This is a genomic window from Cupriavidus pauculus, from assembly GCF_008693385.1.
GTDB lineage: Bacteria > Pseudomonadota > Gammaproteobacteria > Burkholderiales > Burkholderiaceae > Cupriavidus > Cupriavidus pauculus_D.
The window spans coordinates 646,553-659,742 of the sequence record NZ_CP044065.1; the positions used below are offsets into that span (position 1 = coordinate 646,553).

The 13,190-nt window shown below is 66.1% G+C and carries 10 protein-coding genes and 1 pseudogene; 5 read left to right on the forward strand and 6 right to left on the reverse strand.

Features of this window, described 5'->3' with window-relative positions; translation table 11 throughout:
• Positions 1–5: 5 nt before the first annotated feature.
• Positions 6–1,328, reverse strand: a complete 1,323-nt coding sequence (gene oxlT, locus FOB72_RS03095; RefSeq protein WP_150371187.1) for an oxalate/formate MFS antiporter — start codon at positions 1,326–1,328, stop codon at positions 6–8.
• A 706-nt stretch (positions 1,329–2,034) separates the two neighbouring features.
• Here oxlT and FOB72_RS03100 point away from each other — a divergent pair.
• The 3 genes and pseudogenes from FOB72_RS03100 to FOB72_RS03110 all read left to right on the forward strand — a co-directional run.
• Positions 2,035–2,985 (forward strand): ABC transporter substrate-binding protein, encoded by a 951-nt coding sequence (locus tag FOB72_RS03100; RefSeq protein WP_223851394.1) that lies wholly within the window; start codon positions 2,035–2,037, stop codon positions 2,983–2,985.
• A gap of 13 nt (positions 2,986–2,998) precedes the next feature.
• A complete protein-coding gene (locus tag FOB72_RS03105; protein ID WP_150371188.1) occupies positions 2,999–4,594 on the forward strand; it encodes an amino acid ABC transporter permease/ATP-binding protein in 1,596 nt (531 codons plus the stop codon).
• A pseudogene (locus FOB72_RS03110) lies at positions 4,581–5,876 on the forward strand (acetamidase/formamidase family protein); the annotation flags it as partial. The gene FOB72_RS03105 and the pseudogene FOB72_RS03110, both read left to right, overlap by 14 nt.
• Positions 5,877–5,881: 5 nt before the next feature.
• On the opposite strand, the gene FOB72_RS03115 reads toward FOB72_RS03110, so the two are convergent.
• Positions 5,882–8,296, reverse strand: a complete 2,415-nt coding sequence (locus FOB72_RS03115) for an acetamidase/formamidase family protein (protein WP_150371190.1) — start codon at positions 8,294–8,296, stop codon at positions 5,882–5,884.
• Positions 8,297–8,701: 405 nt separating this feature from the next.
• Here FOB72_RS03115 and FOB72_RS03120 point away from each other — a divergent pair, with 405 nt between their 5' ends.
• On the forward strand, positions 8,702–9,073 hold the full coding sequence (locus tag FOB72_RS03120; protein ID WP_223851395.1) for a hypothetical protein: 372 nt from the start codon (positions 8,702–8,704) through the stop codon (positions 9,071–9,073).
• Between the two features lie 38 nt (positions 9,074–9,111).
• On the opposite strand, the gene FOB72_RS03125 is transcribed toward FOB72_RS03120, so the two are convergent.
• Positions 9,112–10,161, reverse strand: a complete 1,050-nt coding sequence (locus FOB72_RS03125) for an FUSC family protein (protein WP_150373721.1) — start codon at positions 10,159–10,161, stop codon at positions 9,112–9,114.
• A gap of 243 nt (positions 10,162–10,404) precedes the next feature.
• Between FOB72_RS03125 and FOB72_RS03130 the strand changes: the two genes are divergently transcribed.
• The gene (locus tag FOB72_RS03130) at positions 10,405–11,445 is read left to right on the forward strand and encodes a 2-dehydropantoate 2-reductase (protein WP_150371191.1); all 1,041 of its coding nucleotides are present in this window, start codon (positions 10,405–10,407) and stop codon (positions 11,443–11,445) included.
• Here FOB72_RS03130 and FOB72_RS03135 read toward each other — a convergent pair.
• The 3 genes from FOB72_RS03135 to FOB72_RS03145 are packed head-to-tail and all read right to left on the reverse strand — an operon-like array spanning position 11,432 to position 13,170.
• The gene (locus FOB72_RS03135; RefSeq protein WP_150371192.1) at positions 11,432–12,160 is read right to left on the reverse strand and encodes a GGDEF domain-containing protein; all 729 of its coding nucleotides are present in this window, start codon (positions 12,158–12,160) and stop codon (positions 11,432–11,434) included. The two genes, FOB72_RS03130 and FOB72_RS03135, sit on opposite strands and share 14 nt — an antisense overlap.
• 20 nt (positions 12,161–12,180) lie before the next feature.
• Complete coding sequence (locus FOB72_RS03140; RefSeq protein WP_150371193.1) at positions 12,181–12,570, reverse strand: DUF1987 domain-containing protein; 390 nt, start codon at positions 12,568–12,570, stop codon at positions 12,181–12,183.
• A 21-nt stretch (positions 12,571–12,591) separates the two neighbouring features.
• Positions 12,592–13,170 (reverse strand): SiaB family protein kinase, encoded by a 579-nt coding sequence (locus FOB72_RS03145; RefSeq protein WP_150371194.1) that lies wholly within the window; start codon positions 13,168–13,170, stop codon positions 12,592–12,594.
• Positions 13,171–13,190: the final 20 nt, after the last annotated feature.

Here is a 13,190-nt window from a genome sequence, read left to right on the forward strand (position 1 = left end):
CAGTATCAGGCGCCCACGCGTGCCCCCGCCGATGTGGTGGCCGCCTCCGAGGCGAACAGCCGTTTCGACGATGCCACGTGGCTGGCCAGCACCGGTCTCAGTACCGTGAAGGCGAGGAAGGCCGCGGTCAGGTCCATCGCGGCGACGGTGTAGAGCACCGTCGACCACGTGCCCGTGGCTTCCATCATCAGGTTGCCGATCGGCACGAACAGTGCGCCAATGCCCTTCGCCGTGTAGAGCACGCCGTAGATCTTGCCGATGTGCTTGGTGCCGAATGCATCGCCGGCCAGCGCGGAGAACAGCGAGTACACCTCGCCCCACGCCAGGAACACGACGCCGGACAGGATCAGGAACGCGTACGGATTGCTGCCCCAGTAGCCAAGCGCGATGATGCCGAAGCCTTCGAGCGTGAACGCGATGACCATCGTTTTCTCTCGGCCGATGTTGTCCGAGATCCAGCCGAACAGCGGGCGCGAGATACCGTTCATGATGCGGTCCAGCATCAGCGCGAGGGGCAGCGCGGCCATCACGAAGAAGTGCAGGTCGACCTGGAACTCCTTGACGCCGAGGTCCTTCGCGATGACGCCGAGCTGCGCCACGGCCATCATGCCGCCCGTGACCACGAGCACGAACATGACGAGCATCAGCCAGAACAGCTTGGTGCTCATGGCCTCCTTGAGCGTGTAGTCGCGCGTGGCCTGTGCCAGCTTGCTCGATGCGCGGACCTCGGTAGCCTTCGGTGCACGCAGGAACCAGGCCGCGACGAACGCGATGGAGCCCTGCAGCAGCCCGAAGAACAGGAAGGTTTCCTGGTAGCCGGCCGATTCGATCATCGACGCGATGGGCAGGATCGTCGCCGCGGAGCCGGCGCCGTAGCCGCCCGCCGTGAGGCCGACCGCGAGACCGCGCCGGTCCGGGAACCATTTGAGCGCGTTGTTGATACAGGTGGCGTAGATCGAGCCCACGCCGATACCGCCGACGGCCGCGCCGATATAGAAGCCCATGAGCGTGGTGGCCTGCGCGTTGATGACCCATGCCGTGCCGATCATGATGGCGCCGAACGCGACCATCAGCCGTGGCCCGAACTTGTCGATAAAGTAGCCCTCGATCGGTGCCAGCCACGTCTGCACGAGTACGAACAGCGTGAAGGCGACCTGGATCTGTGCGCGGGGCCAGCCGTAGGTTTCCTCGATTTCCGGGACGAACAGCGTCCAGGCGTACTGGATGTTGGCCGTGGCCACCATGCAGACCACGCCCGCGATCAGCTGGAGCCACCGCTTGTTGTCCGTTGGCTGGTTGGGGGAGAGCGTTGCCGATGCGTTATTCATGTCTCGATGTCTCCTATATTGATGGCGATAACCGTTGATTAATCGGCATCAATCGGAAGACGATCGAAAACCAATCGAAATCAATCGGGAATTCGCACGCGAAGTAAATCGCGGCAAACGCCTTTTATGTGGGTGCATAGGAATTGCCGATCCCTCTCGCATTGCAGGCAAAACGGTGTCCTGGCCACTCCATTGGGTGGCTGTTGCCTTCTCGCGGGTGCAGCATTAACAAAATGCGTGGGGAACGGCTACACAGTATGTGATATACCAGCGAAGAGCAAGATAAAGCCGTGGCAGGGTTTTCACCAAATGAGGGGATTATTCCGCGATTAAATGGATATTATCCGTTCACGCCGTTACGGAATAAATTGGCAAAAAAAATGCCCGCGGGCCGGCCTGCGGGCTGAGTCGTGCGATGTGACACCAGTCCACGGCACGTTTCTCCTTTATAAATGAAACGCGTACGCCTGCGGGAGGTTTTTTCATTACATTTTGGCAATGTAGCGAAGGGTATTAACATTACAGCTTTGTCATAATCGAACATTACAAAACTGTCAGAAATGGATCGGGTAATGGCGGGCGGTGCGGACAAGAACTCGTGCGCCTCCAGACAAGTCTCCTGGCGACGGGTTTTTTAGACTCCGGAAAGCGGTAGCCGGGGCGGACAACGGTGTTCGCCGGGGCCGCAACAAGGGAGTCCTGAGCCATGAAGAGCCTGTTCGCCGCCTTCCGTTGCGGCATCCACCGCGGCATCCGTCGCACCCTCATGCTTGCGTGCGCGATCGGTACCGGCGGCATGCTGACCCTGTCCAGCGCGCCGGTCCATGCCGAGGTATTCACGCCGCCCGCGGCCGAATGCGCGGCGCTGCAGGCCAGGTACCCGCAGTTCAAGGGCAAGACGCTGGTCAACGCCATCAATCCGCATACGCCCGGCTACGAAACGATCGATCCGAAAGACCCGAGCCGCTATATCGGCTTCGATATCGACCTCGGCGAAACGCTCGGCGCCTGCCTCGGCTTCAAGGTCACGTACAAGCCGGTGACGTTCGCGGCGCTGCTGACCACGCTGCAGGCGGGCCAGGCGGACTTCGTCATCTCCGATATCTACGCGACCGAAGAGCGCGCGAAGGCCGCGGACTTCATCACGTACTCGAAGGTGTTCGACGGCGTGCTCGTGGCCAAGGGCAATCCGAAGAAGATCACGGGTATCAACGCATCGTTGTGCGGCACGGTGGCGGCCGAGAACACCGGTTACGTCGAGGTGCCGCTGATCCAGGCGCTGGCCGCGCAATGCAAGGCGCAGGGCAAGCCCGAGCCGCAGGTGCAGCTGTACGACAACAACCAGAGCTGCATCCAGGCGATTCTCGCAGGCCGTGCGGACACGTATATCAACGACGTGAACACGGTGGATGGCGCGGTCAAGGCGTATCCGGACAAGCTCGAGAAGGCGATCGCCGTGACGATTCCGTACTCGGTGGGCATCGCCGTGCCGAAGAACAAGACCGATTTCCGCGAGGCGATGATGGCCGCGCTGGTGGTGCTGCAGAAATCCGGCGTGCAGACCGCGATGCTCAAGAAGAACAACCTGCCCGAGGAGAATCTCGAGGCGCCGCGCCTCGTGCTCGCGAACAGCGCAGCCAACAGCGCGGCCAAGTAACGGCGCGCCGGCGATGGAACTGTTCTTCCATTACCTGACGCTGCCGTACCTGCTGGCCGGTGCCGAGTTCACGCTCGGCGCGACGGCGATCGGCCTGGTGGGCGGCACGCTGATCGGGCTCGTACTCGCGGCGATGCAGCTGAGCCGCTTTCGTCCGCTGGCGACGTTCGCGCGCGGCTACGCGGTGATCTTTCGCGGCACGCCGCTGATCCTGCAGATGGTGTTCGTCTACGACGCGCTGCCGCATGTGGGCATCAAGCTGCCGGGTCTGCTGGCGGCGGGCGTGGCACTGGCGTTCAACGAGGCGACGTTCATCGCGGAGATGTTCCGGGCCGGCGTGCTCGGCGTGGATCGCGGGCAGCTGTCGGCCGGGCAGGCGCTCGGCATGACACCGTCCGTGCTGATGCGCCGGATCGTCGCGCCGCAGGCGCTGCGCGCGATGATCCCGGCGATGGGCAACGAGGCCGTGAGCACGCTCAAGAACTCGTCGCTGGCCTCGGTGATCGCGGTGCAGGAACTCACGCTGCGCAGCACGCAGCTGGCGTCATCGACGTTCGATTTCTTCTCGATCTTCTTTGCGTCGGGTGTCATGTACCTCGTGCTGACGGGCGCGGTCGGGCTCGTGCAGGTGGCGCTCGAATCGCGGTTCGATCTGGAGAAGCATGGCACGCGGACCGGCATCGCGCGGTGGCTGCCATGGGTGAGGGCCCAGAGCGTGGTGGCCGTACAGCCGCCCGTGACGCCCGCACAGGCGTCGGCAGAGGCCGTCATCGCGAGGGCGGACGGGCTGCCGGACGCCGCGGCAGCCGTGGCGGCCCGCGCGCAGCGGCTGGCGCAGGCGCCCGTGGCGGTGCGCGTCAACGGCGTCACGAAAGCCTACGGCGCGCAGGCCGTGCTGACCGACCTGAGCCTGACCATCGGCGAAGGCGAGGTGGTGGCGTTGCTCGGGCCCAGCGGATCGGGCAAGAGCACGCTGCTGCGCTGTATCAACCATCTGGAAGGATGGGATGCCGGCCATATCCACGTGCACGGCAAGCGCCTCGGTTACCGGCCCGACGGGCAACTGATGCGGCCCGCCGATCTGGCGCGCGAGCGCGCGAGCCTTGGCGTGGGCATGGTGTTCCAGCAATTCAACCTGTTCGCGCATCTGACCGCGCGCGAGAACATCGCGGGACCGCTGCGGTGGGTGCATGGATGGTCCGACGAAGCGGCCGACGCGCGCGCGCTGGGCCTGCTCGAACGCGTGGGGCTGTCGCACCGCGCCGATGCGCTGCCGCGGCATATGTCGGGCGGCCAGCAGCAGCGCGTGGCCATCGCGCGCGCGCTGGCGCCCCATCCGCGCGTGCTGCTGCTCGACGAGCCGACGTCCGCGCTGGATCCGGAACGCGTCAACGAGGTGCTCGACGTCATTCGCACGCTCGCGCGCGAGGACGGACTCACGATGATCATCTCGACGCACCAGCTGCGCTTTGCCGCGGAAGTGGCGGACCGCGTGGTGTTCCTGGCCGACGGCCGCATCATCGAGAGCGGACCCGCGCGGCAGGTGCTGACGCAACCTTCGCATCCGCAGACCGCGCGATTCCTGAGCGTGATGACCGCGGACGCCTGAATCTTTCCAGCCATATCATTCAAATCGAACCATGAAGCAGCATACTCTTCGCGTGTCGCCGCAGACCGTGCACTGGGGCTATTTCAGCAAGGCCGTCGCCCCGTCGCTGACGGTGCGATCGGGCGATCGCGTCACGATCGAAACGCTCACGCACCATGCCAACGACGACTATGAACGCATGATCGCGGGCGACCCCGGCGCGGAGTCGGTGTTCGCCTGGACGCGCGAGCACAAGGCGATATCGCGCCGGGGCGCGGGGCCCACCACGGGCACGTTCCAGTACGGCGAAGGCGAGGGCGTCGGCGTGCATCTGCTGACGGGACCCGTGGCGATCGAGGGCGCGGAGCCCGGCGACGTGCTCGAGGTGCGCATCCTCGACGTGCGGCCGCGGCCCAGCTGCAGCGCCTGCTTTGCCGGGCGATGCTTCGGATCGAACGCGGCCGCGTCGTGGGGCTTCCATTACCGCGATCTGATCGAGGAGCCCAAGCCCCGCGAGGTCATCACGATCTTCGAACTCGATACGTCGGGCGAGCCCTATGCGCGCGCGGTCTACAACTACATCTGGACGCCGCAGACCGATCCCGATGGCGTGGTGCATCCCACGATCGACTATCCGGGCGTGCGCGTCGACCATAGCCTGGTGCGCAAGCGCGAGAACATCCTGCGCGATGTGAAGGTGCCCGCGCGGCTGCATTTCGGCACGATGGGCCTCGCGCCCTCGGAGTCCGATTTCGTGAGCTCGATTCCGCCGAGCTATACCGGCGGCAATATCGATGACTGGCGCGTCGGCAAGGGCGCGCGCATGTACTATCCGGTGGCCGTGGCCGGCGCGTTCTTCTCGGTGGGCGATCCGCATGCGGCGCAGGGCGACAGCGAGCTCGGCGGCACCGCGATCGAAACGTCGCTGACCGGCGATTTCGAGTTCGTGCTGCACAAGAAGAACCAGCTGGAGGGCACGATCCTCGAGGGGCTCGATCATCCGATGCTCGAGACCGACGAGCAGTGGTCGGTGTACGGCTTCACGTTCCCGAACTATCTGGCGGCGCTGGGCCCCGATGCGCAGACCGCCGTGGCGCAGCACTCGTCGCTGGACCAGGCCATGCGCGATGCGTTCCGCAAGCTGCGGCGCTTTCTGATGCAGGTGCATAGGCTCAGCGAGGACGAGGCCATTGCGCTGCTATCGGTGGCGGCCGATTTCGGGGTGACGCAGGTGGTGGATGCGAACTGGGGCGTGCATGGCTCGATCCGCAAGGAGGTGTTTGGGCGGCAGTTCGGCCGATAGCCCGGTCATGCGGACGGCTGCCTGTCCCGCAGCCGTTGCCGGAACATCGCCTTGCGCACCACCGCATGCACGCCCCAGTTGCCGTCGACGACCTGCGTCACGCCGAAGTCGACGGCCACGGACATCAGCGAGATCGCTTCGTCCTCGGTCAGGCCCATTGCGGTCATCAGGAAGCGGCGCGTCTTGCGGAACGCATCGCGCATGGCGGGATCCAGCGACGAGTTCTCGTAGACGAGGCTGCGTGCCTGATCGCCGAGATCCTTGAGATAGTTGGCGTGCGAGAAGCCGTGCAGCACCCACTCGTCGGCGGTTTCCACGAGCGGGTAGTCGATATCGGCGAACGGCTCGGTGGTCAGGTCCCGCGCCTTGTGCAGGACGATCTGGAACACGCCCGTGAGCGAGCATTCGATCGCGGTGCCGCACAGTTCGCTGTCGCCTTGCGAGGCATGCGGGTCGCCGACGGATAGCAGGCCGCCATCGACGCCCACGCGCAGATAGACGGTGGCGCCCTTGGCGATGCGCCAGTTGTCGAGATTGCCGCCGAAGTAGGACGGCGGAATTGAATCCACCACGCCCGTTTCCGCGGGCGCGAGCGCAATCACGCCGAAGTGCGGCCGCACGGGAATCTCGATGCCGGCGAGCACGCCGTGGTTCTCGACGATCGACGCGCGGTCGATCGGCACGCCGGGATAGTCGATGGTCGGATGCAGCGTGCCGCTGGGATCGCGCTGCGGCGTCCAGCGGAAGTTGTAGACCGCGTGCGCGCACGTGCGGCCGGGCTCGCAGTTGACCTCGTAGATGGTGATGACCTCGCGCGGCCTCGGCGCTTCGATGAGGTCGTCGTAATGAAAACCCCACCAGGTGGCCGCGTTGCTGCCGAAGGCGCGCTGCGCATAGCGCGCGTTGGCCGTAAGCCGCGGCGCGAGGTCGAGAATGCGCACCTCGAGCACGTCGCCGGGCTCGGCGTCCTTCACATAGATCGGTCCCGTGCAGATATGCACGCCGAAGCCTTCGCCGCTGCCGCGCCCGTAGATGGACGCATCGGTGGGTCCCGCGCCGCGGCGGTCGATGGCCTTGTGTTCGCGCGTCCACTGAAACACGCGCTCGGCCCCGGAGTCCCCCTTGATCATGCGGTCGTAATCGTCGTACGCATGCTGTGTGAGCGTTTCGATGGTGACGATGTCGCCCGAGTCGATCGTGAGCACCGGCGGGATGGTCTGGCTGAAGTAGCCCCAGTGGATGGTCTCGGGCGTGGCGGGCAGGTGATGATGGCGGCCGGCTGGCGATTCGGCGATGGCGGCGGAAGCGTCCCTTTGCGGCGATGTCGCCGTGGCGACGCGCGCATCGGCCGGCGCTTCCAGTGGCACATCGGGCTGTGTCTCGAAGTATCCCGAGGGCCAGCCGCGCCGGATGCGCTTGCGCAGCGTCTGCTGGCTGGCCTCGTTGGCCTGCTGCCGGTACTGCCGTGGCGACATCTTGTACCGGTCGCGGAACGCATGGCTGAAGTGCGCCGCATCGTTGAAGCCCCACCGAAAGCAGATATCGGAGATGGACAGGTGCCCGTACTGGCGGCTGCCGAGATCGGCGCGGCATTGTTCGAGGCGGCGCTGCCGCACGTAGCCGGTGAACGTCTGTCCCGTGCCTTCGAATAGCTTCTGCACGAGCCGCTCGGAGATGTTCTCGTGCGCGGCGACAAGGGCGAGCGAGAGGGCGGGATCGCTGAGCGCGCTTTCGATGAACTGGCAGACGCGGCGATAGGTGGCGGCCTGCGTGCTGCCGATGGCGGCGGTGGCATTGTCGTGCCGGTCGGCGAGACTCGTGGCCACGTAGTCGAGCAGCGACGATTCGACGGTGGAGACTTCGTCGTCGCTGAGCGTGTCGAACGCGTCGGCCAGCGCGCCGAGTGTGCCAGCCAGCAGGCGTCCCATGCCCGCCTGGCCCGACAGATGGCCGGTCAGCAGCGCCTGCGCGTCGGGCAGGCGCGATTTCAGGGCCGCCGCGGGCACGGAGACGAGGAACTGGCGAAAGTCGGAATCGAAGACGAGGCGCGCGGCCGTATGCGTGGGCCCGTAGACGATGTCGCCCGGCGACAGCGCGACGGCCTGGTCCCCATCGTGGAGCGCGGCGCGCCCGGTTTGGTGCAGGGCGAGCCAGATCGCGTCGCCGCCACGGTCGGCCCGATCGAGGTCCGCGGCGCCACCCGCGTGCGCGAGCGTCTGCGCACACGAGGCAATGCGCACGAGTCCCACGCCCCGGCCCGTGCGCGCCGCCGTAAGCTGACCGAAGATCTGTGGCGCCAGCAACGGCGAGGCTTCCGAGGCGATGGCGGACTGCAGCTGGTGCGGACGCAACGCTTCCCGCCAGACCTGCGCGCGCTGATGGATCGGATAGGACTCGGTGGTGAACTGTTCGATGCGCACTGCCGGCTCGCTGGGAAGGTCCGTCGCGAGACAGCAAGTCTTATGCCATTGCCGCGGTGCCTGCGGTTCGCCCGCACCCGGCACGCCATGCGCGCCCGATCCCTCGACGCGTCCCCACCCGGGCCGCACTTCACTGCGCATTACGCACCCCCGTGCCGCCCCGATGTTCGCTATCGAAAGGGCTTTCCCACGCAAGTGTAGACGTGTGCACCCCGGCGATTGCATGCGCGAATGTCTGCTGCGTTTACACCACGAAAGCGCGACGGAAACGCGTCGAAACGCAACGAGAACGCCAGATTGAAGTGGGCCTCGAATGTGGGGGCATCGAACGCGCGAGGCTGCGTGCTACCCTTCAGCTTTTGCCAAGAATGCCGTAATTGGACTATCTGGCTTTGGAGAAACGTAGTGAGCCTCCTGTCCAACTTTCCTGCCTCTCTCGCGATGGATCATATCGGTGAACGTTTTGCTGAGGCAGATCTCATCACAATCCGTGAAGAGCGCTGGGCCGCACAGGCGGTCATCGCGCTCGATACCGGCGATCTTCATCTCGTGGGTCTGGTCCTGTTCAAGGCCATCCAGGAATACGGTCTCTATCAGTTCGCGGAACTGGTCGGCGAGGCGCCGATTCGTTTGCAGCGTCTGTGGATGCCCGGCGTCCTGACGACCCTGGAACGCGCGCTGGAGCTCTTTACGGCGCTTGGCGTACGCCTGCCGATCGAGCCCTATCACGCGACGCTCCTCGCGAATTTCTCCGCGACGGGCGCCTCGATTCACTGAGCTTCCACCGCGACCTGGTGGCTGGCTCGGTGGCCTGCTCAGTTGCTCGCATAAGGGAACTCGTACTTCGTACTCATCTGCGCGAGCACGTTGCGCGTGCGCGAGAGTTCCGCCTGCAGACGCCGTGACAGGAAAGCGAACGAGCCCGTGGTCGTCGCCGGTAACCCTTCATTGCCGTTCGTCGCGGGCAATCCGGCCGCCGCCGGCGCCATGTCGATATCGTCCGGCGCATTCCCGCTTTCCAGCGAATCCGCCAGCGCGAGCATCGCGCTGCGAATGCCGCGATCGTCCTCACGCGGGTGATCGGCGTTCGGTTCGATCGCCGCCATCAATTCCAATGCACTGATGCACACGCGCGCCGCGTGCTGGATTTCCTCGAGCTGGGCCGCGGGAACGTCGGTCTCCTTGGCCACCGACGGAATCAGGCTGCGCAGCTGCACGAGCTGCATGCCCAGCTGCATCATCTCCTTCTGCAGCGTGGCCGAATCGATGTCCCCGCGCTGCACGCGCGCATGCACCGCGGCGCTCGCGCGCAATAGCGCGGCCAGCTTGACGCGCCACGAGTACGACGCGTAGGCAGGCAGCGCGAACGAGAATACGAGCGCAACGGCGGTGCCGATCAGCACATCGACGGTCCGCCACAGCGCGTCGAACACGTCCTGGTCGCCATGGCCCGCGGTAATGACGACCGTGATGGCGGTGAGCAGCGCGATATAGCCCCCCTTGCCGATCGCGTGATACGCGCAGTAGCCGCAGACCAGCGCCATCAGTACATAAGTGACCAGTGGCGAATGGAGCAGCCAGGACTGCTGCGCGATCAGCGCGAGGCCGATCACCGCGCCCAGCAGCGTGCCGACGCCGCGCTCGGCCGCGCGCCGGCGGATATTGCCGTGGTGCTGCAGGCCGCCGATGACGACGAGCACGGTGATCGACGCCCATTCGCCGTGCGGAATGCGGATGCCCGTGGTGAGCGCGATCGAGACGAGCAGGGCGAGGGCCACGCGCATCGCGTGGAACAGGCGCGCCTGGCTATATCGCCGGTTCGGATCGAGCAGCACGTTGGAGGTTTTGCGGAAGGCGTCTCGCATGGCGGGCGACAGGGACGAATAGAACGACGAAGCGGAAGAGAATGACAGCACGGCAGTAACCGGAAATCACAGTGTAGAGCATGCTTCGTGCCAGCGGCGGTTTGAATAATTGCGGAAGGCTTTGGCGGAAGGCACGGTCGCGGGCGCCAAGGTGGGGCAACATGGCTTGTCCGTGTGCGCGCGTGCCACCAGAATGGCCGCTTGTTTCTCGCGCAGCGGGGCGCTCGCCCCGGAACGACATCGATGCACGCAGACCCGTCCACCGCGCTCATCGCGCCCACCGCACTCACCGCGCCCACCACATCCCATGCCTCCACCCGTCAGCGCGTCGCCGTGATCGGCGCCGGCGGCGTGGGGCTGTCCGTGGCCGCATGCCTTGCCGTGGGCGCGCGGCATGACGTGATGCTGTGCGCGCGCGCGCCGATCGCCGAGATCGGACTCGAGGCCGCGGAGGGCGCCCGGCGCGTGCCCGTGCCCACGCTCACGGACCCCGCCGCGGCGACGCCCGTCGATTGGATCCTGCTGTGCACGAAGGCGCAGGACACCGCGTCCGCGGCGCCTTGGCTCGCGCGCTTGTGCGCGCCCGGAACGCGCGTGGCGGTTCTGCAGAACGGCATCGGCCACGTCGCGCGCGTGGCGCCGTGGCTGCCGCTCCCGCGCGATGCGGCAGAGGCGGCGGTGGTGCCCGCCGTCGTCTATTTCAACGCGGAACGGCTCGCACGCGATCGCGTGCGGTTCGGCGAAGCGGGCGACCGGCATCTGTCGGTGCCGGACGACGAAGGCGGCCGCGCGTTGTCGCGGCTGTTCGAGGGCTCGCGCATGCATGCGCATCCGAACGCGGATTTCGTCACGCTGCAATGGCGCAAGCTGCTGCTCAATGCGGTGGCCAACCCGATGACCGCGCTGACGCGCCAGCGCATGGCCGTGCTCCATCATGCCGACGTGCGCGCGCTATGCATGGACGTGCTCAATGAGGCGGTAGCCGTGGGGCGCGCGAGCGGGGCGCACTTTCCCGACGGCGAAGCGAGCGCCATGCTTGCCACGGTGCTTGCGCTGTCGCCCACGTTCGGCACCTCGATGTATGCGGACTGCCTCGGTGGCCGGCCGCTCGAGGTCGACGCGCTGACCGGCGCGATCGTCGCGGCGGGCGAGGCCCTTGGGGTGCCGACGCCCGTCAACCGCACGATGCTCGCGCTGCTGCGGGCGATCAGCGATGCCAATGCGGCAGCGGGAGTCGATGCGGCTGCGGGAGCCGAGGCCGCGGTAACGGTCAGTCGCCGCTGACGAGGCCGTCCGCGCATACCACGCGGTTGCGCCCGGCGCGCTTGGCGTCGTAGAGCGCCTCGTCCGCGCGCGCATAGGCACTGACGAAGCTCGTGCCGCGCGCATTGCAGCTGATGCCGAAGCTCGCGGTCACCGGGCCGGTGAGCGGCGCCGGGAACCGATGCCCGGCAATGCGGCCGCGCATGCGTTCGGCCAGTGCGATCGCGTCGTCGCAGCCGGTGTCCGGCAGCAGGGCGGCGAATTCCTCGCCGCCCACGCGGCCCAGCAGGCCGCCCGCGGGCATCTCGTCGTGCAGGCAGGCCGTGACCTCGCAGATCACGATATCGCCCACGGGATGCCCGAACGTGTCGTTGAGCCGCTTGAAGTGGTCGATATCGAGCACGATCAGCGCGAGCGGGCCGCGATCCAGCGCCGCGGCCGCGCGTTCGATCACGGCGCCGCGGTTCAGCACGCCGGTCAGCTGGTCGTGCGTGGCGCGGTGTTCGAGTTCCTGCGCGAGCTCCTGCAGCCGCGTGTTGAGCCGGTTCATTTCCAGCTCCTCGCGGTCGCTGCGCCGGATCAGGCGGCGCGTCTCGCGCATCAGGCGTTCGTAATGGACGATCAGCTCGCCGAGCGTCGCGCGATACGTGGCCGTGCTCGCGCCGGCATCGAGGTAGATGCCGCGCGCGTGCGCCAGGGCGCTGTTCTCCGTATCGAACAGATCGGGTTCGGCCATGGAGGCGTGTGAAAGCGCGTTCAACCGTTCGTCGTGATGTGGTCGGTGAAATCGATGGCCGGAAAGTCCGCGTGCAACTCCTGGCCGAACTCGAGGATCGTGTCGTCGTCCTCGTCGTGATACCAGTTGACGGCCACGTGGTTGCCGCGCTGGGACGCTTCGTCGAGCGCGTCGAAGATGCTGAACAGGATCTTCGTGCTCGAACTGTTGAAATAGGTGAGCGCGACGTTGACCGTGATGTCGGTGTCCTCGCACAGGCTCAGGTACTTGCGCAGGCGCGTCAGCGCCTCGCCGTAGAACACCGCGGCGTTCTCGGGGTAAGACTCGCCCTTGAGCGACAGCGTGTGCTTCTGGAAGTCGAAGTTGACTTCCGGCGAGGCTTGCGTGGCGGCAATGAACAGATTTTCCATGGCTGATGCTTCCCGATGGCGTCAGATCGTGGCGACGAGCTGGAACATCGTCGAGACCGGGTCCGCGTCGATCGGCTGAAAGTTGTATTCGAGCGGGGCGCTGGCGTCGCGGGCCATCGTCAGGAGTCCGAGACCCGCGCCCTTGCTGCCCTCTGGCGCTTCCGCGCGCAGTGTCTCGCGATAGGCGGCCTTGATCTCGTCGAGCGTCATCGTGCGCAGGGGCTCGAGTGTCGCACGCAATTGCTCCACCCGCGCGGTAGCGACGGGATTCGAGCAGATGAGCCGGTAGCGGTCGTCCACGCGGCTGATGCAGACCGAACCGTGGCGGAGCTGGCCGTCGTCCTGCGTGGACGGCGTGAGCGCATCGGAAGAATAATGCACGATGTTCTGCGCCATCTCGACGAACGACGAAAACAGCTTGCGGCGCGTGCCGCCATCGACCCCGCTCACCGCGAGCTGCAGGCGCACCGCGTCCGACATGGCGGCGATGATGTTCTGCGAGAAATATCCGACGTAGTAGAAGATCACGTTGCGTTCCCGGGCCACGGCGAAGAATGCCCCATATTCGTTGTCTATCGAGGAGGGTGTGGTGGCGGACATGGATGATTGTTCTGGCGGGC

Coding starts and splice junctions, on each gene's coding strand:
- oxlT (WP_150371187.1), bottom strand. CDS start 1,328: ATGAATAACGCATCGGCAACGCTCTCCCCCAACCAGCCAACGGACAAC.
- FOB72_RS03100 (WP_223851394.1), top strand. CDS start 2,035: ATGAAGAGCCTGTTCGCCGCCTTCCGTTGCGGCATCCACCGCGGCATC.
- FOB72_RS03105 (WP_150371188.1), top strand. CDS start 2,999: ATGGAACTGTTCTTCCATTACCTGACGCTGCCGTACCTGCTGGCCGGT.
- FOB72_RS03125 (WP_150373721.1), bottom strand. CDS start 10,161: ATGCGAGACGCCTTCCGCAAAACCTCCAACGTGCTGCTCGATCCGAAC.
- FOB72_RS03130 (WP_150371191.1), top strand. CDS start 10,405: ATGCACGCAGACCCGTCCACCGCGCTCATCGCGCCCACCGCACTCACC.
- FOB72_RS03135 (WP_150371192.1), bottom strand. CDS start 12,160: ATGGCCGAACCCGATCTGTTCGATACGGAGAACAGCGCCCTGGCGCAC.
- FOB72_RS03140 (WP_150371193.1), bottom strand. CDS start 12,570: ATGGAAAATCTGTTCATTGCCGCCACGCAAGCCTCGCCGGAAGTCAAC.
- FOB72_RS03145 (WP_150371194.1), bottom strand. CDS start 13,170: ATGTCCGCCACCACACCCTCCTCGATAGACAACGAATATGGGGCATTC.